Origin of the sequence: Candidatus Nanosynbacter sp. TM7-076, from assembly GCF_022828325.1 — a bacterium.
GTDB lineage: Bacteria > Patescibacteriota > Saccharimonadia > Saccharimonadales > Saccharimonadaceae > Nanosynbacter.
Genome location: NZ_JAJQJS010000004.1, coordinates 130,263 through 151,428, shown reverse-complemented (window position 1 = coordinate 151,428; position 21,166 = coordinate 130,263). Strand labels below are relative to the sequence as shown.

The 21,166-nt window shown below is 45.0% G+C and carries 20 protein-coding genes and 2 tRNA genes; 11 read left to right on the top strand and 11 right to left on the bottom strand.

The features are described from left to right. The first annotated feature begins 62 nt into the window (after window positions 1-62). From LRM47_RS04000 to LRM47_RS03990, 3 genes are all read left to right on the top strand, one after another. Window positions 63-521 carry a GreA/GreB family elongation factor gene (locus LRM47_RS04000; RefSeq protein WP_243809470.1) on the top strand — a complete coding sequence of 153 codons (459 nt, stop codon included), beginning with the start codon at window positions 63-65 and terminating at the stop codon, window positions 519-521. 284 nt (window positions 522-805) lie between these two features. Then, window positions 806-1,474 carry a DUF2268 domain-containing putative Zn-dependent protease gene (locus LRM47_RS03995; RefSeq protein ID WP_243822883.1) on the top strand — a complete coding sequence of 223 codons (669 nt, stop codon included), beginning with the start codon at window positions 806-808 and terminating at the stop codon, window positions 1,472-1,474. A gap of 181 nt (window positions 1,475-1,655) precedes the next feature. Then, a complete protein-coding gene (locus tag LRM47_RS03990) occupies window positions 1,656-3,404 on the top strand; it encodes a DUF262 domain-containing protein (protein ID WP_243822882.1) in 1,749 nt (582 codons plus the stop codon). Between the two features lie 46 nt (window positions 3,405-3,450). Here the strand turns inward: LRM47_RS03990 and LRM47_RS03985 are convergent. Further along, window positions 3,451-3,525: transfer RNA gene (locus LRM47_RS03985), tRNA-Gln, on the bottom strand. A gap of 73 nt (window positions 3,526-3,598) precedes the next feature. On the opposite strand from LRM47_RS03985, the gene LRM47_RS03980 reads away from it, so the two are divergent. Then, window positions 3,599-4,912 (top strand): class I SAM-dependent RNA methyltransferase, encoded by a 1,314-nt coding sequence (locus LRM47_RS03980; RefSeq protein ID WP_243822881.1) that lies wholly within the window; start codon window positions 3,599-3,601, stop codon window positions 4,910-4,912. Between the two features lie 9 nt (window positions 4,913-4,921). Then, window positions 4,922-5,299, top strand: a complete 378-nt coding sequence (locus LRM47_RS04200) for a DUF3021 family protein (RefSeq protein ID WP_353524835.1) — start codon at window positions 4,922-4,924, stop codon at window positions 5,297-5,299. Window positions 5,300-5,307: 8 nt separating this feature from the next. Here the strand turns inward: LRM47_RS04200 and LRM47_RS03975 are convergent, their stop codons facing one another. From LRM47_RS03975 to LRM47_RS03965, 3 genes are read right to left on the bottom strand one after another with little or no spacing between them, the layout of a single operon-like run. Further along, a complete protein-coding gene (locus LRM47_RS03975) occupies window positions 5,308-7,620 on the bottom strand; it encodes an HAD-IC family P-type ATPase (protein WP_243822880.1) in 2,313 nt (770 codons plus the stop codon). After that, on the bottom strand, window positions 7,620-8,108 hold the full coding sequence (locus tag LRM47_RS03970) for a hypothetical protein (RefSeq protein ID WP_243822879.1): 489 nt from the start codon (window positions 8,106-8,108) through the stop codon (window positions 7,620-7,622). The genes LRM47_RS03975 and LRM47_RS03970 overlap by 1 nt, the downstream gene beginning before the upstream one ends. Before the next feature lie 55 nt (window positions 8,109-8,163). After that, window positions 8,164-8,481, bottom strand: a complete 318-nt coding sequence (locus tag LRM47_RS03965) for a hypothetical protein (protein ID WP_243822878.1) — start codon at window positions 8,479-8,481, stop codon at window positions 8,164-8,166. Between the two features lie 548 nt (window positions 8,482-9,029). On the opposite strand from LRM47_RS03965, the gene LRM47_RS03960 reads away from it, so the two are divergent. The 6 genes from LRM47_RS03960 (at window position 9,030) to LRM47_RS03935 (ending at window position 15,504) form a co-directional block, all read left to right on the top strand. Continuing rightward, window positions 9,030-12,326, top strand: coding sequence for an ATP-dependent helicase (locus tag LRM47_RS03960; RefSeq protein WP_243822877.1), 3,297 nt, complete (start codon window positions 9,030-9,032; stop codon window positions 12,324-12,326). A gap of 461 nt (window positions 12,327-12,787) precedes the next feature. Continuing rightward, window positions 12,788-12,860 (top strand) — tRNA-Ala (locus LRM47_RS03955). A 270-nt stretch (window positions 12,861-13,130) separates the two neighbouring features. After that, window positions 13,131-14,102, top strand: coding sequence for a tRNA dihydrouridine synthase (locus tag LRM47_RS03950; RefSeq protein ID WP_243822876.1), 972 nt, complete (start codon window positions 13,131-13,133; stop codon window positions 14,100-14,102). A 1-nt stretch (window position 14,103) separates the two neighbouring features. After that, entirely contained in the window at window positions 14,104-14,559 is a 456-nt protein-coding gene (locus LRM47_RS03945; protein WP_129745260.1) for a hypothetical protein, read from the top strand. 99 nt (window positions 14,560-14,658) lie between these two features. Continuing rightward, window positions 14,659-15,033 carry a hypothetical protein gene (locus tag LRM47_RS03940; protein WP_243822875.1) on the top strand — a complete coding sequence of 125 codons (375 nt, stop codon included), beginning with the start codon at window positions 14,659-14,661 and terminating at the stop codon, window positions 15,031-15,033. A 231-nt stretch (window positions 15,034-15,264) separates the two neighbouring features. Next, window positions 15,265-15,504, top strand: coding sequence for a hypothetical protein (locus LRM47_RS03935; RefSeq protein ID WP_243822874.1), 240 nt, complete (start codon window positions 15,265-15,267; stop codon window positions 15,502-15,504). 7 nt (window positions 15,505-15,511) lie between these two features. Here the strand turns inward: LRM47_RS03935 and atpC are convergent, their stop codons facing one another. The 7 genes from atpC to atpF are packed head-to-tail and all read right to left on the bottom strand — an operon-like array spanning window position 15,512 to window position 21,153. Further along, a complete protein-coding gene (atpC, locus tag LRM47_RS03930) occupies window positions 15,512-15,937 on the bottom strand; it encodes an ATP synthase F1 subunit epsilon (RefSeq protein ID WP_129632721.1) in 426 nt (141 codons plus the stop codon). Between the two features lie 2 nt (window positions 15,938-15,939). Next, entirely contained in the window at window positions 15,940-17,373 is a 1,434-nt protein-coding gene (atpD, locus tag LRM47_RS03925) for a F0F1 ATP synthase subunit beta (protein WP_243822873.1), read from the bottom strand. Beyond that, a complete protein-coding gene (locus LRM47_RS03920) occupies window positions 17,366-17,761 on the bottom strand; it encodes a hypothetical protein (RefSeq protein WP_129745556.1) in 396 nt (131 codons plus the stop codon). Before LRM47_RS03920 ends, atpD begins: the two co-directional genes overlap by 8 nt. 30 nt (window positions 17,762-17,791) lie before the next feature. Then, window positions 17,792-18,673, bottom strand: coding sequence for an ATP synthase F1 subunit gamma (gene atpG, locus LRM47_RS03915; RefSeq protein ID WP_129632730.1), 882 nt, complete (start codon window positions 18,671-18,673; stop codon window positions 17,792-17,794). A 3-nt stretch (window positions 18,674-18,676) separates the two neighbouring features. Next, window positions 18,677-20,203 carry a F0F1 ATP synthase subunit alpha gene (gene atpA, locus LRM47_RS03910; RefSeq protein WP_129745558.1) on the bottom strand — a complete coding sequence of 509 codons (1,527 nt, stop codon included), beginning with the start codon at window positions 20,201-20,203 and terminating at the stop codon, window positions 18,677-18,679. An 8-nt stretch (window positions 20,204-20,211) separates the two neighbouring features. Then, window positions 20,212-20,610 (bottom strand): F0F1 ATP synthase subunit delta, encoded by a 399-nt coding sequence (locus tag LRM47_RS03905; RefSeq protein ID WP_243822872.1) that lies wholly within the window; start codon window positions 20,608-20,610, stop codon window positions 20,212-20,214. Next, complete coding sequence (gene atpF, locus LRM47_RS03900) at window positions 20,611-21,153, bottom strand: F0F1 ATP synthase subunit B (protein ID WP_165000031.1); 543 nt, start codon at window positions 21,151-21,153, stop codon at window positions 20,611-20,613. Window positions 21,154-21,166: the final 13 nt, after the last annotated feature.

Here is a 21,166-nt window from a genome sequence, read left to right as displayed (position 1 = left end):
TTCAGAATTAGATGTTGTAATAGGATTGTTGATTGGCAAATTGCCGATCCGAAAGGGGAAGTATGAGTACAACATTTTTAAGCAAAAAAGGATTTAAGGAACTTCAGAAAGAAATTTCTGGGCTAGAGATTTCAGAGAAAGCACTCACGTTGGAATTGAAGGAAATTGGGCGCGCCAAATCGCGTGATGACAAATTACACCGCAACGATGTAATTACGCAGCTGGAAAATATTCAATCAAAAATCTTTATGAAGAAGGATATTTTGCGTCACGCCAAGCCACTACCAAGGAAACGCGATCGATTGAAAATTGCTATCGGCTCAGTCGTGGACTTGGTGGATCAACAGGGAAAGATTTTCCGATATACGCTAGTTCATAGCCTGGAAGCCAACCCTCTGGACGGGCGAATTTCCGTGGATAGCCCGCTGGGAAAAAGTCTGCTAAATCACAAAAAATCTGAAACTGTTTCCTGGAAAAATGGCTTGGCAACCAAGCAGCTACAGGTTATCAATATTAGCTAATCTCAATTGTCCACCACGACAGTTTAGCTCTCACTGGCAAGTGGGAGCTTTTTTATATTTTTAATAGTATTTTATTTTCGTTTCTGGCAGGATTCGAACCTATTTCCAGACTATGACACAGCATTGAAAGATAAATCAGAGCAAAGCCCTGTTTGGCGGGTTGCTCGCGTCCCGACCCGCCGAAGGTCGCTGCTGAGATTTTAGTGATTTCCATTTAAATCTTGCACTTAATAAATAGCATTACCCCTATAGTGATACTTATGTTATTGCAATATAATAAAATCATGAGTAAACTCCACCTACACATCGCTAACGCCAACCAAATTTTCACCGATGCCGAAATTGCCATATTCAAAAATACAGCGCAACAAGCCGAGACTTTTATTTCGAGCGAGTTCGCGCAGTTCGATTACGAAGTTGATGTAATTATCACTACACCTTCGTTTACGCTGCCAACTATCGCCGAGGATGGAATCGCTGGCAAAACGCTTCATTCGCGCTTGATTATGATTTCTGTCGATAAAAGCCAGCACGGAGTTAGCGAGGATTTTATTTTCGAAACGATTTGCCACGAAATGTCACATTCGCTGCGTTGGGAAAAACTGCCTGAATATGCCGAAACTATGTTTGATGGGATGATTTTGGAGGGCTTGGCGGTCGCGCTAGAAGAGGAAGCAATGATTAAACTCGGACGGCGAAACCAACAATTTTTCTTGAGAGAAATACAGAAAACTACTTCTCAAGCTGAAATTGATAAGATAATTACCGCACTACAAGACAATTTTGAAGACAAGGTTTACGATTATACCAAAATATTTTTCACCGGCGATGGTGTTTTACCGCGCTGGGCGGGATATAAACTTGGGTATTACTTTGTGAAGCAACACCTACATCAAACTAGTCAGACTATCGCACAGGCGACTTTGGCAAGTTACAAGGATTTTATCCTATAAATTGAAGAATCCCCGTCGCGATATGTGTAACAACGGGGATGAGACGTAGTTTCAAACTACGCTTTTTGTGATCGCACTATCCGCGATGCGAAGGCTACCCGCCGCAGCCGATGCTGCGACATGCTATAATTACACCAAGAATATTCATAAATTTAGCGACAAAAAATAAACGGGGGATATTATGTCAAAGCTAAACGTAGACCAGAAAAGCATCCATGCACTCTTATCAGATAGAAAGGCGGACTACATCATACCAGATTACCAGCGTCCATATGCGTGGGATGAGGATAGTTGTCAGACTCTCTGGGATGATATATTTTCTTTCGCAATACCAGATAATGACGCCACAAAGTTTGACACGAACGACGAGTATTTTCTTGGCTCGATTGTGACTTTTGAAAACGACAAGAAACAGAAAGAAGTGATCGACGGTCAGCAGCGCCTAACCACATTCATGCTTCTCCTTCGAGCTTTTTACGATCGATTCACCAAAATGCAAGACCAAGGATCAAAAGACTTTTCTGAACGTATCGCCAGCTGTATATGGAAAACAGATGAAATGGGCAAACCAGATAAAGATCACCTGAAAATAGATTCTGTTGTCGCCACCGATAAAGATAAGGAAGAATTTCTGTCAATCCTAAGAACAGGCATCGTTACCGACAACCAAACTAGCCGATACGCCAACAACTTTAGATTTTTCCTTGAAAAAGTCGAGGAATTCATCAATAGCTTCCCAACTTTTGCAAAGAACTTGCCAGCAAGAATTCTTAATAACTGCATCTTAATGCCAATTGAAGCCGAATCTCAAGACACCGCTCTTCGCATTTTCTCAACATTAAATGATAGAGGTCTTCCGCTTTCGGATTCCGATATCTTTAAGGCTCAATTCTATCAATATTACAAGCAGAAAAGTGAAGACGACAGAAACGAGTTCATTAAAGACTGGAAAAAGCTCGAAGAAACCTGCGAAAAAATCTTCCACCCAACTACTGGCACGCCTATGGATGATTTATTTACGAGATATATGTATTTTATTCGCGCCAAGCGAGACAATAACAAATCTTCCACGACTGAGTCGCTCAGAAGATTCTATGAGCGTGATAAATATTCCGTACTTAAACAAGATGACACTTTTGAGAATCTTAAAGATCTTGCTCAATTTTGGGAAGATATTACCGATCAAAATCGTGAACGTTTCAGCGAAGAGGTTTTAAAGAAATTATTCATATTAAACTATGCGCCAAATAGCATGTGGAATTATTTCATATCTGTATATTATTTAACAAATCGCGATGAGGATGGAAAATTAAATAACGAAGAGTTTAAGGCATTTCTCGATCGTACAATTGTATTTATATGGGGATATGCAATGGTACATCCCGGAGTGAACGCATTAAGAACTCCTATTTTTGCCGAGATGCTAAATATAGTCAATTTGAATAAAGTTACATTTTCAGATTTTAAATTCGACAAGGAGCAAATACACAGAACATTTTCCGAGTATACCTTCAAGAACGGCAGACCAATCACCAAATCTATGCTGACGCTCCGCATGATGCTTAATGAAAAGCAGTCATTGCCGCTTCTTTCTCAGCAGTTTGACATTGAGCATATTTATTCCAGAAAGCGACAGGAAAACGAGAAAGGATTGTCTAATAATCGACAAATCGACCTCCTTGGTAATAAATCTCTTTTAGAAAAACGAGTCAATATTCGCGCATCCGACTATAGGTTCGAAGATAAAATTAAATATTACCAGGGTTTTGACAATAGTAGAGGACAGCGCATAGGCGGAACAGAAAATCTTGAACTCAAGAATATAAGCAATGTTTATAAAAAATTCGGAGAAAAAGAAATTGTTGAGAGGACTAATTTGTTTATTGACGATTTTATGAATTTACTAGATAAAAATGGCTTGATTGCTTAAAAACAAAAAATCGCCCAAAAGAGCGATAATTTATGTCTGTCAAATTTGGCTGGGACGGCAGGATTCGAACCTGCGAATGCTGGGACCAAAACCCAGTGCCTTACCACTTGGCGACGTCCCACTATTGCCAGGACAATGACGATTATAGCACGCCAGCCAGAAAAAATCCACACATCCTGATATAATATAACCTAATGAGAAAGCAAATTTTTGAGACTTTAAGATTGGAAAAAATCGTTGGCGGCGGGCAAGCTATCGGAACACTTGACGATGGTCGCAAAGCGTTCGTCTGGGGAGGACTGCCGAAAGAGCTTGTAACGATTCGCGTGACAAAGAAAAAATCACACTTCGTCGAAGGAATAGTGACGGAAATTATCGAGAAAAGTCCAGAGCGAATTACGCCGAAGGATGAAAATAGCTATTTAAGCACCAGTCCTTGGCAAATAATGCCGATGTCCAGCGAGCAGTCGCACAAGGCATCGCTAATCGAAGAAGCTTTCCGGCTTCATAGTGTTACGTTGCCAGGTAAAATTGACATCTTTACCGACGGCGTAGAATTTAATTATCGCAATAAAGTCGAGTTCAGTTGGTTCGGTGACAAAACGGACGACGACGAAAAAGAAACTTTGGACTTGGCGTTTTTCAAGCGTGGCGGCAAAGGGAAAGTCATCGTTGACGGAACCAGCTTGGCGCATCCGAGCATAAATAAATTGGCAATTGAAATCCGTGACCTCTTACGAGAAAAACCAATCGTCGCGCGCCAATTAAAAACACTCCTGATTCGCTCAGATCAACAGGGAAACGCCGTCTGGCAATTGTACGTAAAAGATAAGATAGAAAACCTGATTTCCGACGATGAAGCCAAATTACTATCAGCCGCGGGCGGCGAAATAATCTATTCCGACCCCAAAAGCCCAGCCAGCAGAATTACCGAACGCTTAAACAAATTCGGCGACACGACACTGAGCGACACGATTTTAGGCGTCGCCTTCAACTACGCTTGCGAAGGATTTTTCCAAGTCAACATTCCCGTCTACGAAAAAGCCCTGAGCGATATGAAAGCGTGGATTAATTGCAATGAAAAAATGCCGACGCTCGATCTTTATTCTGGAGTTGGGACAATTGGCTTGACGATTGGAGGCGATGACGTGACGCTCGTGGAGATTAACGAGCATGCCGTTGCGGAGATGCAGAGGAATATTGCCAAACTGAATCGACCGAATGCCAAGGCGATTTTGGCGCCGAGCGAAAAATCTCTGGAATATATAACGGGCGAGCAAATTGTCATCGTTGATCCGCCGCGCGCTGGACTTCACGCGGACGTTACTAATAGACTGCTGGAAACTGAGCCGCCTCGGATTATTTATCTGAGCTGCAATCCTGTCACGCAAGCGCGAGACGTCAGTTTGCTTCAAGAAAAATACGAAATCGTGCATCATCAAGGCTACAATTTCTTCCCGAGGACGCCGCACATTGAGCACCTTGTGGTTTTGGATAAGAAAGCGTAATCTATAGCCATGAAGACTAGAATATTAAAGCAAGCTACGTTTAGAGGAATTATTCCTTTTGTTATAATGTCGGCATTAGCTCTCATAATGACATATCAAAAAATTGACCCGTCACAGATTAAGGGGACATTCTTATCTGGCATCATAATATCCATAGTCGCAGCCGCATCTGTAATATACGACATTGAAAAATGGTCATTACTCAAACAATCTGCCATACATTTTATCGTCATGATATTGACAATTTTCCCTTGTTTGTTGATAAGCGGATGGTACGAATTGAGTTCGTTCACAGACTATTTGAAAGTATTCGGAATATTTTTACTATGCGGTTGCGTTTTCTGGACTATAGGATATCTCGTTTTTGGCAAATTACTGAATAGATAGACAAATTCCTACCGAACAATTCGCCGACCAGCCCAGCGAGCAATGAATAGCTGGGATAACATCGCTACGACAATTGCGCCAGCAGCTGGCCACATTATAAACAAATTCGGCACGGTAAAGTCGAAGAAATCTCTCAGAAAGCCAAATCCAAAACTACCAGCCGCCACAATAATCACCGACAGAAGATAAAGCAGACGAGCACGCTTAGCGGATTTATCGATGGTTACGTCAAGCATAATCCCCACCAAGAACACCAAATATACACCAAACAAAGTTGCAGTAAGCACCGTCATCGTTGCGACTTCTGCTGCGTGGCCAGGGAACATAACAGAGGTAATCCAATAGGTGAACGCGACAGCCACGCCAGTAATCAAGGCAATCGGCGTAACAGCCAGCAAAGTATCATGCCAAAATCGCTTCGGATTTATTCGATGCTTCGGAACGGGCGGAAACAACGTCCACATAAGAGTCGGCATCGTCACCAGAAAAATATTCATAAACGTAATGTGGCGCGGCGAATACGGATAATTCATGTCAATAAGAATCGTTGCAAGAAGAAGCGTCACGCCGTAAATAATTTTATGGAAAAATAGAACAGCGATGACTTCGATTGCTTGCATAATTTGATTGCCAAGCTTCATTCCCATCGGCAGAGAAGTGAACGAATTGTTGAGCAATATAATGTCAGAAACTCGGCGCGAAGCTGGGGCGCCCGCGTACATTGCCACACCGAGGTCAGCCTTTTTCAGAGCCAGAGCGTCATTCACGCCGTCGCCAACCATACCGGTGAATTTTCCGGATTGCTGGAATCGATTGATCAAGCGCTCTTTTTGGTCTGGCAAAACTCTGGCGAAAATCGTGTAAGTATCGGCAGCCTTATTAAATTCATCTTCGCTAAGCGCCGCCAAATCCTCACCTAAAATCGCCTTTTCTGGATGTTTAATTCCAGCTTCCTTAGCGATGTATTGAACTGTGCGCGGGTTATCACCAGAGATTACACGAATAGTTACGCCTTGGCTCTGCAAAAAATCCACCGTTTCAACAACGCCATGACGCAGGGAATTACGCAGAACAACCGCACCAATTGCCGTTCCAGAGCCGTTTTTCAAGTCTTTCAATTTGGTTTTATCATCCGAAAATTCAGCCAGCATCAGCACGCGCAAGCCATTGTCAGCCCAATCATTCAGCTTCTTCTGGATCTCCTCATCTACCGGCGCCAACTTCGACACAAACTCTGGAGCGCCCATCATTAACGTTCGAATTTCGCCATTAATATTCGCCCTCACGCCAGCCATTTTACGCGCCGACGAAAACGCCATCACTTCCAAAACTTTCGTATTTTTTGGCGACGTAGCTTCCGCCAAAATTGCACGACCAGTGATATTTCCGCCGCTGGCTTCATGAGCAATTAACGCCGCAAAACTGGCGATGCCAGAGTCTGAATAGTCATTTTCATCATCAAAAGCCTCGACCCGCTCCAACGTAACTTCATCGCTAGTCAAAGTGCCTGTTTTATCTACAGCCAGCAAATTCAAAAGCGCCATCGCTTCAATTGCTGACAATTTTTGCGGCAAGACTTTCGCCTGGGCTAATCGCAATGAGCCGAACGCCAAAAGCAGAGAACTCGCCAACAATAAACCTTCCGGCACAACTGTAACCGCTGCTGAAGTTATGGTTTTTAAGATGACGACGACATTATCGCCAGAGAAATAATAGACGATAGCGATAAGTAGCGACAGAACAATTGCGCCGTAAGTCAAGAAGTAAATTGCGCGCCAAATCGCTAATTGCAGAGGTGTGAGTTCTGGTTTGTAACGCTTCAGGACTTGACTAATCGCGCCAGCTTTCGTGTCGTCACCAATCGCAATTACTCGCGCCGTACCTTCACCAGCCAAAACCGTCGTCGCCGCCAGCACAACATCGCCGTCCTTTTTCTCAATCGACGCGGACTCGCCAGTCAACATACTTTCATTCAGCTCCAAGCCTTTCGACTCGATAACTTTCGCGTCCGCCGGTAGTTCATCGCCAGCCTGAATAAGAATCTCATCGCCAATTTTAAGCTCATCATAACCGACCTCGACAACATTTCCATCTTTCAACAATCGAGCTTTCGGCGCGCTCATCAGTTCCAATTGACGTAAAACTCGCTTAGCCCTTAGCTCCTGAATAATTCCAATCGTCGAGTTCACGACAATCACCACCGAAATAAACCACGCATCACGATATTCGCGAACATAAACCAGCGCGCCAGCCAGCAAAAAAATCACCACGACGATAGGGGAAAGCAGATTCCGCTTAATAATATCCAAGTAGTCGCGCATTAGCTTGTCCGAATCCTTCTGTAACTGAACCTTGCGCCGACTCGCCAATTTCCGTACGCGTCAGAATCGAATTGATATATCTCGCCATTTTTCACTTCAGAAATCAAAACCAAGGCAGGATTATACGGCGCCAAAGTTTTATAAAAATGTAAATCTTCATCCGTAACGTGCCTTCTTCCAGGAAAAACCTCGCGGAATTTGCGTTTGCCAATGTCTTCAAAATATCGCGGCTGACCTTTTGGTGGAAGAAACAATTCCGCACGCATACCCATTCGCGAGATTATCTTTTTAACGTCAGATAAAATCAACGGCGACGTCGCCTCTAAATACATCATCAGCTGCTTTTTATTCGTCAAAAACACCGACGCCTTAGCCGTGCGACTAACATCGGCGTGCCACAAAATTATCGATTGAACATCAATTGGAAAACCAAATTCTTCCTTAGCAATTCGCTCCAGCGCCAGCTCGTCATACGTCGCCTTATTCATAGATAATATTTTACCATTTTTTTATGAGGTGCGCGAGATGGCAAAGATGTGAAATCTAATAGCCAACCTGTCTGACCGATTCGACTGATTGACGGGAAATATCCAAGTGGCTTTTACCCTTAAACGCGTCTTCTGGATGTTTTTCATTCCAAGCGTCGACATTTTCTTCAGTACAATCTTTAATGGCGTGATTAACACAAAACTCAAGTCGCTTAATACTTTGGGCATTTTCAAGATAATCAATAGAGGACTGGACTGATCTTCGATATTCTTTTTCATTCAGCCAGTAGACTTGATAACTCAGAAAGATCAACGCAATTGTCAGCACAAACATATATATATGACTAAATCTTATCTTTTTTAAGTTTTTCATTTACGCCCTCCTTAAAAAATATTATAAATCTTAGCCTCAGAGTCGCTCCAAAGAGCGACTCTGAGGCTCATCTCAGGGATTTCTCCTCTCGAGGAACGCGTAATAGCGAGCCTGTCCAGCAGGCTTCCACAGCCACGCTCCAGGAGGACACGACGCCCAGGCTTCGTCATTCCTGGACCCTACGGCAACCCAGGGGCTATACACCCCAAAGGCATATCCAAACGTCCAGACTGCTGCGCAACTGACACTAACACGGTAATACCCCGTGCCGGAATGACAGCTAGCGTGCCCTCTGAGGTCAGGCGTCACTTCCGCATAGCAGTTGCCAGGATATGCCTTGGCGCTACTCTGAGTCACGAATAGCGACCCAGCGGCGAGCATGACGATGGCAAGTACGGAAATAATCCTCTTGCTCATGATTCTCCTTCCAGGATAGAAATCGCTAAGGTACTGTGCGTCCCTTAGCTAACTGAAACGCGCAAGGAACTAGCACGATACCCTAATATTACACGCTCTATTAAAACTAGTCAACATGGTAAAATAAAACTATGGATTTCAATACTCGTTACGCTAAATTAAACGATAATCAACGACAAGCAGTCGACTACATTCACGGATCGCTTTTGGTAATTGCTGGGCCAGGAACGGGGAAAACCGAGCTTCTAAGTATGCGCACTGCCCAAATCCTGAAACAGACCGACACTTTACCTAACAGTATTTTGTGCTTGACGTTTACTGAAAGCGGCGCCACGAATATGCGCCAACGACTTCGCCAGATTATCGGTGAGGACGCGTATAAAATTGCGATTCACACGTTCCACAGCTTCGGCGCAGAAATCATCAATCAACATCGCGAGTATTTTTTCCGTGGCGCCGACGCTCAGCCGGTTGACGAATTGACGCAATATCAAATTATCTCTGGAATACTCGAAGGACTTGATTGGCGAAATCCATTAAGCGCGAAAAATAACGGGGAATTCGTTTACATTAAAGACCTCATCCGCATTATTTCCGAGTTCAAGCAAAGCGGCTTAACGCCGTCAGAATTACGGGCAATTATTGAGGACAATCAAAGCACAATCGCTGAAATCGCGCCAGATATTCAGCAAGTATTTTCCGCCAAAATATCGAAAAAGACAATCGAAATGTTTGCGCCGATAGCTGAGAAAATTGCCAATTTAGCCGCCAAAAATCCTGACGAGAAAAACTCAAAATTGCCAGCCTCAATCACGCCATACGCCAACGTTTTGGCGCTGAGTATCGTGCACACCACCCAGGAAGCACTTGACGAAAACTCAACCAAGCCACTGACTGCTTGGAAAAATAAATGGTGCGAAAAAAATGCCAATGGCGAATTTGTCCTGAAAGATTTTACCGCCGCAGAAAAATTATCCGCCGCAATTGACGTTTACGAAAAATACGTAAATATTTTATCCGAGCGCTCGCTATTTGATTACGACGACATGATTTTATCAGTTATTCAAGCCTGCGAATCTCACCCAGAACTGCGCGCAAATCTCCAAGAGCAATTCCAATTCATCATGGTCGACGAGTTCCAGGACACAAACTTGGCGCAATTACGATTGCTGTTCAATTTGACCAGCGAGAACGACGACAATCCAAACATCATGGCGGTTGGTGACGACGACCAAGCAATCTTCAGCTTCCAAGGCGCAGACGTGGGCAACATCCAGCGTTTCCGCCAGCATTATCACGACCCAAAAATCATCGTTTTGACCGACAATTATCGTTCCGCCGAGAACATTTTATCCTCAGCGCGGGACGTCATCACTCAAGGCGCAGATCGACTGGAAAACACAATTGACGGGCTATCAAAACAATTGACCGCACACGCAAATAGCGAAGGCTCAAAAGTCGAAATCCAAGAATTCTCATCTGTTAGCGAAGAGCGAGCGGGAATTGCCAAACAAATTGCCGAGCTGATAAAAAATGGCGAGAAACCAGAAAACATCACGATTATTGCGCGCCACCATAAGGAACTCATTGAAATTCTTCCGCATCTTTATAAGGAAAATCTTTTTGTCAATTACGAGCGTCACGACGACATTCTGGAGCAAGACATAATTCAGATTCTGGACAAATTAGCGCGAACTGTCGTGGCGATTAGCCAGAATAATTTGGACGTCGCCAATAGCTTATTGCCGGAAATTACGGCTCATCCAGCGTTTGGATTTTCTGCGCTGGACATCTGGAAATTGAGCCTTCAAGCTTACAAAAATCGGCAATTGTGGCTGGAAAGTATGCTGGCGAACAGCGTATTTAAGGAATTTGCGGAGTGGCTTTTGGAGCGCGCTAAGGACGTGCCGAATCTACCATTGGAAGAGCAATTGGACAATTTATTAGGCTTAACTAACGATGAAAGCGGCGACCTTCAGGTCAATTCTCTCGCCAATTTCTATTTCTCGCCAGAAAAGCTAGATAAAAACCCAGAAGCGTATCTGACAATTCTGGAAAGTTTGCGTACTTTGCGCCAAAAACTTCGCGATCGAATCACCGATAAAAATCCAACACTGGAAGACTTTTTGGAGTTTATTGACCTGCATATTTCGACAAAGACTCGCTTAACACAAATTCGCACGCACGCAAGTTCACTCAGCGGCGCTATAAATTTGATGACCGCGCACAAATCCAAAGGCCTGGAATTTCCGCACGTTTTTGTGATTGGGGCAATTGACAGCGCTTGGGGCGAAAAAGTTCGTTCACGTAGCCGAGCTATCCGATATCCCGCAAATCTCCAACTTCAGCCAGCTGGCGCTACTTATGACGAGCGACTTCGGCTGTTTTTCGTGGCGATGACTCGCGCCAAAACCACATTGACCATGACTTATTCCCAAACCAACGATTCCGGCAGCGACACGATAATTGCCAGTTTCTTGACGAATTGCACACCAACCATCATTCCAACCAGCGACGATCCGGCTGAACAAATTGAACTCGCTGAAACCGACTGGACGACGCGACTAACTTCACCGATTGTTCCGGAATTAAAGGACTTATTGGCGCCAGCACTGGAAACATACAAACTTTCTGCGACACATTTGAATAACTTCCTCGACGTTTCACGTGGCGGACCGCAGAATTTCTTATTGAACAATTTGCTGCATTTTCCATCCGCCAAAAATTCCGCCGCGGCTTACGGAACCGCAATTCACAGCAGCCTTCAGCAAGCACATTGCTCATTCAGCGCCGATCATCAATTGCCAAGCACCGAACAAATTCTCCAATTTTTCCAAAAATCCCTCGAGAGCCAACATTTGCCAGCCGACGATTTTCAATTGTATTTGGATAAAGGGAAGTCGGCTTTGACCGCATTCTTAAACGCCAAATCTTCAGATTTTCACGACACGGACTTGGCGGAATTGGACTTTTCAAACCAAGGCGTAATTATAAATAGCGCCAGATTGACTGGTAAACTTGACGTCGCGGACATCGACAAGCAAAATAAAACCATCTTCGTAACGGATTATAAAACTGGCAAGCCGTCACATTCCTGGAAAGGTTCGGCCGATTACGAGAAAATCAAACTTCATAAATATCGTCAGCAATTGATGTTCTATCAGCTGCTGGTCGAGCATTCACGCGATTATAGCAATTTCACGTTTACTGGCGGGCGATTACAATTTGTCGAGCCAGACATGAAGACCGGCGATATCCTCAGCCTGGAAGACATGTTCTCCAGAGAAGAACTGTCTGAATTTACGCAACTGATTGAGATTATTTGGCAAAAAATCACCACGTTAGATCTGCCGGATATTTCTGGCTATTCGGCGGATTATAAGGGAATGTTGCAATTCGAAAAAGACCTGTTAGCAGGCGAAATATAAAAATTATTCTAGTACATTGTTGCATTTTTTTATAATTAGTGTTATTATAATAAACGCTTTTGTTGACGGAGATAACTTCTCGGCTTGGTGTCGCGAATGACACCAAACCCAGGTCATGCTTCGCACAAAAGCATGGCTTGAAAGAGGGGTTAGTTCCTTTCTATTGCCGCAACCGCGGCGGGAAGGGGGTGAAACCCTTGTCTTGTGTGAAATGTGCCCACATGGGGTACACTGGCACGAAGACGTGCCCGAGCTGCAATGGGACCGGGAAGCGGTCCCTCGGGTATTCTTGCCACACTTGTGGCGGTAGTGGACAAGTCTGCCTCCAGTGCGGAGGAAGAAACACTTGACAAGACGGTCGCAGATCTTGATCTGCGAAACCGCTGACTCCGCGTCAGCAAGAGGGCGTCCGTCCGCCCCTGGCATGATTCAGCCAGCCGGTAATCCGGAAAAGAATCAAAGGGTATGTGGACCGAGAGTCCCTCTCTCTCGCACGAGAGAGAGGAGAGGGTTCGACTCCCTCCATGCCCGCCATCCGGCAATTAAAAAACCTAACGCTGTCGAGCGCCTCAATGGCGGCGTTCAGGTTCATCAATATTTCCTGCTAGACAATGACGCCTAGCAACGTGAGCCGGCACGTGGAAGTATTGATGTTTTCTAATTTTCGGGCTCGCGAGATTCACTCGTGGTAGTCGATTTCAGCGTTGAAATCAATTCCGAGCAGAACCGCTTGAGCCCGCCATCCCCCTCATTCTCAAAGACGAGAGTGAGGGGTTTTCTCCTTTTTGTGATAAAATAACAGAGATGACATCGTTTTGGAATGATTTACCGCAGCCATTTTTCATATTGGCACCAATGGAAGCCGTCACCGACGTCGTGTTTCGTCATGTCGTGAAACAGGCTGGCGCGCCAGATATATTTTTCACCGAGTTCGCAAATGCCACCGGTTGGGTTCACGCTGGCGACAAAGCCATAGCTGGGCGACTAATTAAGACCGACGATGAGCAGCCACTGATTGCGCAAATCTGGGGTGGCGAGCCAGGGGACATGGAAGCTTTCGCGAAGCACTGCGCGGAACTTGGTTTTAACGGAATTGATATCAATATGGGTTGTCCCGCCAAATCTGCCATTAAAAGCGGTGGCGCGGCTCTGATTCGTCGGCCCGACATAGCGATAGCTGCAATTGATGCCGCCAAAAAATCTGGATTGCCTGTTAGCGTAAAAACTCGGCTGGGCTATACTTATGTCGATGAATGGCGAGAGTGGCTGACGACAATTCTCAAACAAGACATCGTGAATCTGACGATTCATCTGCGCACCAAAAAAGAGATGAGTAAAGTTGCGGCGCATTACGAATTGATTGACGAGATTGTTAAGCTGCGCGATGAAATTGCCCCACAAACGCTCCTGACTATCAACGGCGACATTCGCGACCGAGAGCATGGGCTGGAAATTGCCAGAAAACATCCTGGCGTGAATGGAATTATGATCGGGCGGGGCGTTTTCAGCGATCCGTTTTGCTTCCGTGAATCGAAAACTGACGCAGATAATCATAAAGAAGAACTGTTGGCGCTTCTTAATTATCACTTGGATTTGTTTGATTCTTACCAGCCGATTTTAGGGCGACCTTTTGAAACTCTAAAACGTTTTTTCAAGATTTATATTCGCGATTTTGACGGAGCAAAGGAACTTCGGGAGAAATTGATGCACACCACAACGACCGACGAGGTACGATCAATACTTGCACACAACGATCATCCACATTATACTTATTGACATGACAACAAAAAAACAAAAACTACAAAAACAACAGGCCATAGACACATGGATTGTCATAGCATTATGGGTAAGTGCTATCTGGTTCTCGCTCGCACGCGGATTCATTACTGGCATCGGCGGTTGGGTACTAGCACTACTTGGCCCGTGGGCGCTTATCGTTAGCTGTATCTGTCTTGCAATCATCTCCCGACAAATGAAAAAACGCCATGCATCAAAAGACCATCTCACCACAATAGTACGTGTTTCCTTTATCGTCATGTCAATCTCATTATTTATCTGCGGCCTTGCAATGCCTGATTTTAGCGACATGGAGACCTTTTCAACATTATCCGTGTATACAAATAACGCTATTTCATTTAAAACATCAAAAACTATCGCCATTATCTCAGGGTTTGTAGTGGTTCTGTCTCTATTCGTGGCTGTTACTTTTGGTATCGCTGAAGATAAAGAATAGACGACGGAAGACGTCGCTATTTAGATTAGTATTAATTAGAGTCTTAGTACTATACGCAAATTGATTGAAAAAGTATAGTTATTATGATATAATATAGGTATGTCTGAATATCTAGAAAGTAAACTATCTTATATTCACCCTTCAGATGTTACAACATCTAACCTGAAAAATAGTCCGGAAGGTATAATACTCTTATCGGATGTTTCAAAACCAAATCAAACTCCCCTCGATGTCCGAGTGGATAAGGTACCAAAATATGCAGAAGGTAGGGAAGATAGTGTTTACCAAGTCCAGTTCGGAGACATGACAATATCAGGACAAACAGATAGTTCTCCAAAAATAATTCAACCAGTAGCGATAAAGGCGGTCGACTCATTAAGTCGCGCTATCCGCGAATATAATACAACAAAGTATCTTAATAGCAGAGAAGAAGGAAGACGACTAACATTCCAGACTCTAGGTTTTACTAGATAGGGGAGTAATTATAGCGTTATTACCGAATTTGAATCAGGGGTTGTCACCTACGACAACACTATTCTAAATGAAACTTACAAACCTACTGAGTCAGAAATATCAGAAGCTCTGACCACAGCAGCCTTGACGTTAGTGACATTAAACGATTTCGGTCTAATGCACGGAGATTTTCAGGTAAAAAATACCGCGAGAGATATCAATAATAGAGTTCGCATAGTAGATTTAACAGAAATGCGAAAATTTAATAGTCCAGATGACGCGCTCAACGACATTATGTTATATATGGAATCGCTCTCTAAGTTTGGTACTAGATTTTCTCCCGTAAGCCCTCAGCAATTTGACGAGTACTTCTTAAAAACATATGAGAAGAATACACCTGACGTCTTCCCGGAGAGTAAACGCCTAGAAGTGAAGATGGCAATTCACGCCCTACGCGACATGCTAGACGTCACGCTTATTACGCCCCAGTAGTAGAATATTAGCGTCGTCGCTTACGCCTATGAAGATCCGCCACCTTCAATCGCACCATATGACGATCGATAAGCTGCTTGGCTTTCTCGCGCTCAACTTGATCGCCAGCCTCATCACGCGCCTTAATAGCACGCTCCAGAGCCTTCTGAGTTTCCGCCTCGATGATGTCATCGCCGTGATCAGCTTCATCAACCAAAATTTGCACCGAAGAATAGTCAATTTTTACCACACCACCAGAGATTGCGAAATATTCCAACTGATTATCAGAATCTTCTTTATGTCGACGCACGGTAATCACGCCGTCCCGTGCAATCGTCACTAGCGGCTCGTGGCTTGGGAAAACGGAAATTTCGCCGTCAGTAGTCGGAATTGACACCGAATAAACTTCTTCGTCAACCTTCGTACCGACAAGTGTGACTAATGACAATTTCATGGCTATTTAGCTTTCTTTTCAGAATGTTTTTTAGCCTCGGCAGATTCAGCTTCAGCGTCGCGAGCAACTTGGTTAGCCAACGTACCCTGAACCATATAGAACCAGTTTTCAGGCTTATCATCGTATTTACCAGCCAAAATGTCGGAAGCGTCGCGAATAGTATCTTCCAATTTAACGTAAACACCCGGATTTCCAGTAAACTTCTCAGCCACGTGGAACGGCTGTGCCAAGAATCGCTGAATACGACGAGCGCGAGCAACAATCTGCTTCTGATCATCTGACAATTCTTCCATACCCAAAATAGCGATGATATCCTGAAGCTCTTTGTATTGCTGCAAAATTCGCTGAACCTCGCGCGCCACGCGGTAATGCTCTTCACCGACAATTTCCGGATCAAGTGAGTTTGAACTCGAATCCAAAACGTCAACCGCTGGATAAATACCGATTTCCGTCAATGCGCGGTTCATCACAATTGTAGCGTCAAGGTGAGCAAAGGTCGTCGCAGGAGCTGGGTCGGTCAAGTCGTCAGCTGGCACATAAACAGCCTGAACAGAGGTAATCGAGCCTTTCTTCGTTGAGGTAATTCGCTCTTGCAAAGCACCCATTTCCTGCTGGAGGTTTGGCTGATAACCAACCGCACTTGGCAAACGACCAAGCAATGCCGACACCTCAGCACCAGCTTGAGTATAACGATAAATATTGTCGATAAATAGCAAGACGTCTTTACCTTCGTCACGGAAAGCTTCAGCCATCGCCAGACCCGACAATGCCACGCGCAAACGTGCTCCAGGCGGCTCGTTCATTTGCCCGAAGACTAGCGAAGTCTTATCCAAAACGCCAGCCTCTTCCATTTCATAGTAAAGGTCATTACCTTCACGCGTTCGCTCACCAACACCAGCGAAAACAGAGTTTCCAGAGTGGAACTTAGCGATATTGTTAATCAACTCAGTGATAAGAACAGTTTTACCGACACCAGCACCAGCAAATAGACCGGCCTTTCCACCCTTAGCAAGTGGCGCAATCAAGTCGACAACCTTAATACCAGTTTCCAAAATTTCAGTCTTATTTGACTGCTCAGAAAGCGCTGGAGCAGGGCGGTGAATTGGGGCGGTTTTGCCTTTTGGTTGTGGCTTTTCGTCAATCGCTTCACCAACAACATTAAACATTCGTCCTTGGGTTTCCGCGCCGACTGGAACGGAAATTGGAGCGCCAGTCGCAACAACTTCTGCACCACGACTCAATCCATCTGTCGAAGACAGGGCAATTGCTCGAACGGTGTGCTCATCCAGGTGCTGAGCTACCTCCAGCACCAAATTCTTATTGCCGTTTTTAACGTGCAACGCGTCGTAAATCGCTGGAAGTTCAACGTCTCGCGGAAATTCCACATCAACGACAACGCCAACGATCTGAATAATTTTACCTAGATTTTTACTCATTTACAGCTCCTGTTGTATTATCAGTGATATTACCTTGTGCAGTTAAGAAGCCATCAACAAATTGACGAAGGTGTTCTGGAGACTGAATATCATCAATTGACTTAATGCCTAGTTTTTTGCATTGTTCATTCATTCTCTCAAGAGCAGCCATTGTGCCTGGAAGTCTATAATACACACCAGTCTCTCGATCAATTTGCAGACCACCTTCACCAGGTATAGTTGGTCGGTATGTGGAGCTAGTGTAATACTCATCAGGGACTAGACTTACCAACCATCCATACAAGGTTGGTGTTATGCGCTTATCTAAAACTTTAAATGCAAAATGCTTTGCAAGAAATTGTTTCACTTGTTCAATTGTAACCATTGCAGCTCCTTCATTTTTACTCATAATTGCTCCTTTACTTCAAGATCTCCTTTATCATTGTTCCATCGCCTCCACGCCACCAGAAATTTCAGCAAGTTCCTGAGTAATCGCCCCTTGACGAGCCTTGTTCATAGCTAGCGTCAAATCGTCAACCAAATCGCTGGCATTATCCGTAGCATTCTTCATCGCCATCATACGCATAGAATGCTCACTGGCTCGAGCGTCAAGTAACGCCTGCAACAGTCGCGCACCAACCAGGCGATACGCTACCGCGTCCAAAACCTCTGGAATACTCGGCTCATATTTGGCGTCAGAAATCGTGTTAGAAACTTCACTCGGATCAACCAAGATTTTCGTTCCTGCTGGCAATAATCTATCCAATTCAGCAGTCTGAACCATACTATTCACAAAACGCGTATAGACAAGCGTAACGGCGTCAACTTCGCCATTTTCAAACATATTTACTGCCGTATTCAAAATCGTATGGAACGTCAATCCAGACGGCTGATCTGGCAAATCTTCATACGTACCGATGATTTTCGTATCTTTAAGACGCGTTGCGAATTGCGAAGCTCGCCGACCAATCGTCAGGGTTAAGTTCTCAATTCCGCGCTCGTCATCACGCTTTAACAGCTCCAAATACTTCTTCAAAACGTTGGTGTTGTATGCGCCAGCCAGACCTTTGTCGCTGGCCACCACGATAATCAATCGCTTATTTATCTTTCGCCTAACGAACAGCGGGTGATTGTCGGTTGCGCCTTGGCTCGCCAAATAAGACAGCAATTCTTCCGCCGCCATTGTGTACGGCGCAGAAGCTTTGTCCGCCTCTTGAGCCCGACGCATTTTACTAGCCGCCACCAATTGCATAGCCTTGGTGATCTGCTTGGTTGAGTCCACCGAACGAATGCGATTTTTCAGCGCGCGAGTGCTCGGCATGAATTACTCCTCAAATCCTTTCGCTATTTCTTTTGTAGCTTCATCAATCAGCTTCAATTGCTCATCCGAAGGCTTGTCGCCCTTGTTCAACTCACGCATAGCATCTTTAGAATTTTTCCAGAGATAAGTCAATAGAGCAGACTGCGCATCCTTAATCTTAGAAACTGGAACTTCGTCAAACATACCGCCAGTCACCGCGTGAATGCTGACAAATTGTTCCCAAACGCTCATTGGTTGATATTGTGGCTGCTTCAGAAGTTCAGTGAGTCGCTGACCGCGGTCAATTTGAGCCTTTGTTGCGTCATCAAGATCTGAGCCGAATTGAGCAAATGACGCCAATTCGCGGAACTGAGAAAGACCAAGCTTCAAGTTTCCGCCGACAGATTTAACGGCTTTCGTCTGAGCTGCGCCACCAACACGAGAAACTGATAGACCGGCTGAGATGGCTGGACGAATGCCTTGATAGAACAAGTCGGTTTCCAGGAAAATCTGACCGTCGGTAATAGAAATCACGTTGGTTGGAATGTAAGCGGAAATGTCGCCAGCCTGCGTTTCAATGATTGGCAGAGCCGTCAAGCTTCCCGCGCCAAGTTCATCTGACAATTTAGCCGAGCGCTCCAACAAGCGTGAGTGCAAATAGAAGACGTCACCTGGGTAAGCTTCGCGTCCTGGTGGACGGCGCAACAATAGCGACATCTGTCGATAAGCCACCGCGTGCTTTGTCAAATCGTCATAAATCATCAATGCGTGACCACCGTTATCGCGGAAATATTCACCCATGGCTGTACCAGCGTAAGGCGCCAAATAAAGTAGAGAAGCCGCGTCAGACGGACTGGTCGCAACGATAATCGTCTGATCCATCACGCCTTCTTCTTTCAATCGATCGACCAATCGAGCAATCTTCGACAATTTCTGACCAATCGCCACATAAACGTTCACCACGCCAGTCTTTTGACGAGCCTGGTTGATCATCGTATCGATAGCAATTGCCGTCTTACCAGTTTGACGGTCACCAATGATAAGCTCACGCTGACCACGACCGATCGGGAACATCGCGTCAATCGACATAATACCAGTCATCAGAGGCTCGTGAACTGACTTACGACCCATCACGCCAATAGCAGGACGCTCAATTAAACCACGTTTCTTCGTTTTAATCGCTGGACCGTCGTCAAGAGGTCGACCTAGCGGGTCAACCACTCGCCCTAATAGTTCTTCGCCGACAGGAACGTCTAGCACCGAACCTTTGCGGCGAACGCTAGCGCCAGCCTTGACCTTATCTTCACCACCAAGAATCACCGCGCCAATTTCATCTTCCATCAAGTTCAGGGCAAACGCTTCAACCGTGCCGCCGTCAGTTTCAATTTCCAGCACTTCGCTATAACCAGCACTACTTAAGCCATGCACCCAAGCCACGCCGTCGCCAACGCGAATAACCACGCCGGCATCTTCCAAACCTTCTGTCGCCTCCAGCTGCGCGATTTTTTCCCGCAGGCTTTTGGCTAATTCTGTCACATCAATCTTGCTCATTTTTCCTCCTAGATTTTCTTCGCCCGCAAGTCGTTTAACTTCTTCGAAACCGTTGCGTCCAGTGTTGCGGTCGGCGTTTGTAGCTTAAATCCGCCAATCAACGTCGGGTCAATTGATTCTCTTAGCGACACTTTTGGCTTTCTATTTTTATCGCTCGCCGCAGTCGCCAGAAATTGCTCTATTTTACGCCTTGTGTTGTCATCAAGCGCTCTCACACTCTCGACCGACGCCACAATCTCACCGTTATCAGCCAATTCTGCCTCAATATCTCGCACCAACAAATCAACTTCACGTTCGTGCTTTTCGTAAATCAAAAGACCAGCAATTTCTTCCAACACCGCGTCATTGCCAGCTAAAATTTGTTCAGCTGCGTACTTTGCCAACTTTCTCCTGGACACTAATCTCATCTATTCAGCCTCCTCAAGTGCTTCCGAAATCAGCTTCGTATCTTTCTTCGCATCAATTTTCTCGCCCAAAACCTTGCCAGTCGCTTCAGCCACCAACTCTAATGTCGAATTGTGCAGATCTTTCTTAGCGTTTTCAATCTCTTGAGCAATCGTATTATGCGCTTCTTTAATCAAAGCTTCAGATTTGGCGGTCGCTTTTTTAGCCGCTTCTTCAACAACTTCGGTCGCTTCTTCTCGAGCAGACGCCACGATGTCGCTAGCTTGCGCTCGCGCTTTTCGCATCATTTCGGCGGTCATTTCTTCGGCTCGGTCGGCATTTTCCTTGGCAGATTTTGCTGCCGCGTCAGCCGCTTTCAGGTCTTTTTCTCGCTTGACGAGCATTTCCATCATTGGCGGATAGACAAACTTGCGAAGAACAAATAGCAAGATTAAAAATGCTACCGTCTGAAACGCCAACAGCGCCCAATCAATACCTAGCGAATCAAACAGACCAGCTTTTTCCGACGCGCCAGAATTGGCAAATTGTGTTAATATTTTCTCCACAATTTACTCCCGA

Coding starts and splice junctions, on each gene's coding strand:
- LRM47_RS03960 (WP_243822877.1), top strand. CDS start 9,030: ATGGATTTCAATACTCGTTACGCTAAATTAAACGATAATCAACGACAA.
- LRM47_RS04200 (WP_353524835.1), top strand. CDS start 4,922: ATGAAGACTAGAATATTAAAGCAAGCTACGTTTAGAGGAATTATTCCT.
- LRM47_RS03905 (WP_243822872.1), bottom strand. CDS start 20,610: ATGAGATTAGTGTCCAGGAGAAAGTTGGCAAAGTACGCAGCTGAACAA.
- LRM47_RS03920 (WP_129745556.1), bottom strand. CDS start 17,761: ATGAGTAAAAATGAAGGAGCTGCAATGGTTACAATTGAACAAGTGAAA.
- LRM47_RS04000 (WP_243809470.1), top strand. CDS start 63: ATGAGTACAACATTTTTAAGCAAAAAAGGATTTAAGGAACTTCAGAAA.
- atpG (WP_129632730.1), bottom strand. CDS start 18,673: ATGCCGAGCACTCGCGCGCTGAAAAATCGCATTCGTTCGGTGGACTCA.
- LRM47_RS03995 (WP_243822883.1), top strand. CDS start 806: ATGAGTAAACTCCACCTACACATCGCTAACGCCAACCAAATTTTCACC.
- LRM47_RS03950 (WP_243822876.1), top strand. CDS start 13,131: ATGACATCGTTTTGGAATGATTTACCGCAGCCATTTTTCATATTGGCA.
- atpA (WP_129745558.1), bottom strand. CDS start 20,203: ATGAGCAAGATTGATGTGACAGAATTAGCCAAAAGCCTGCGGGAAAAA.
- LRM47_RS03980 (WP_243822881.1), top strand. CDS start 3,599: ATGAGAAAGCAAATTTTTGAGACTTTAAGATTGGAAAAAATCGTTGGC.
- LRM47_RS03965 (WP_243822878.1), bottom strand. CDS start 8,481: ATGAAAAACTTAAAAAAGATAAGATTTAGTCATATATATATGTTTGTG.
- LRM47_RS03940 (WP_243822875.1), top strand. CDS start 14,659: ATGTCTGAATATCTAGAAAGTAAACTATCTTATATTCACCCTTCAGAT.
- LRM47_RS03945 (WP_129745260.1), top strand. CDS start 14,104: ATGACAACAAAAAAACAAAAACTACAAAAACAACAGGCCATAGACACA.
- LRM47_RS03990 (WP_243822882.1), top strand. CDS start 1,656: ATGTCAAAGCTAAACGTAGACCAGAAAAGCATCCATGCACTCTTATCA.
- LRM47_RS03975 (WP_243822880.1), bottom strand. CDS start 7,620: ATGCGCGACTACTTGGATATTATTAAGCGGAATCTGCTTTCCCCTATC.
- atpD (WP_243822873.1), bottom strand. CDS start 17,373: ATGAGTAAAAATCTAGGTAAAATTATTCAGATCGTTGGCGTTGTCGTT.
- LRM47_RS03970 (WP_243822879.1), bottom strand. CDS start 8,108: ATGAATAAGGCGACGTATGACGAGCTGGCGCTGGAGCGAATTGCTAAG.
- atpC (WP_129632721.1), bottom strand. CDS start 15,937: ATGAAATTGTCATTAGTCACACTTGTCGGTACGAAGGTTGACGAAGAA.
- LRM47_RS03935 (WP_243822874.1), top strand. CDS start 15,265: ATGCGAAAATTTAATAGTCCAGATGACGCGCTCAACGACATTATGTTA.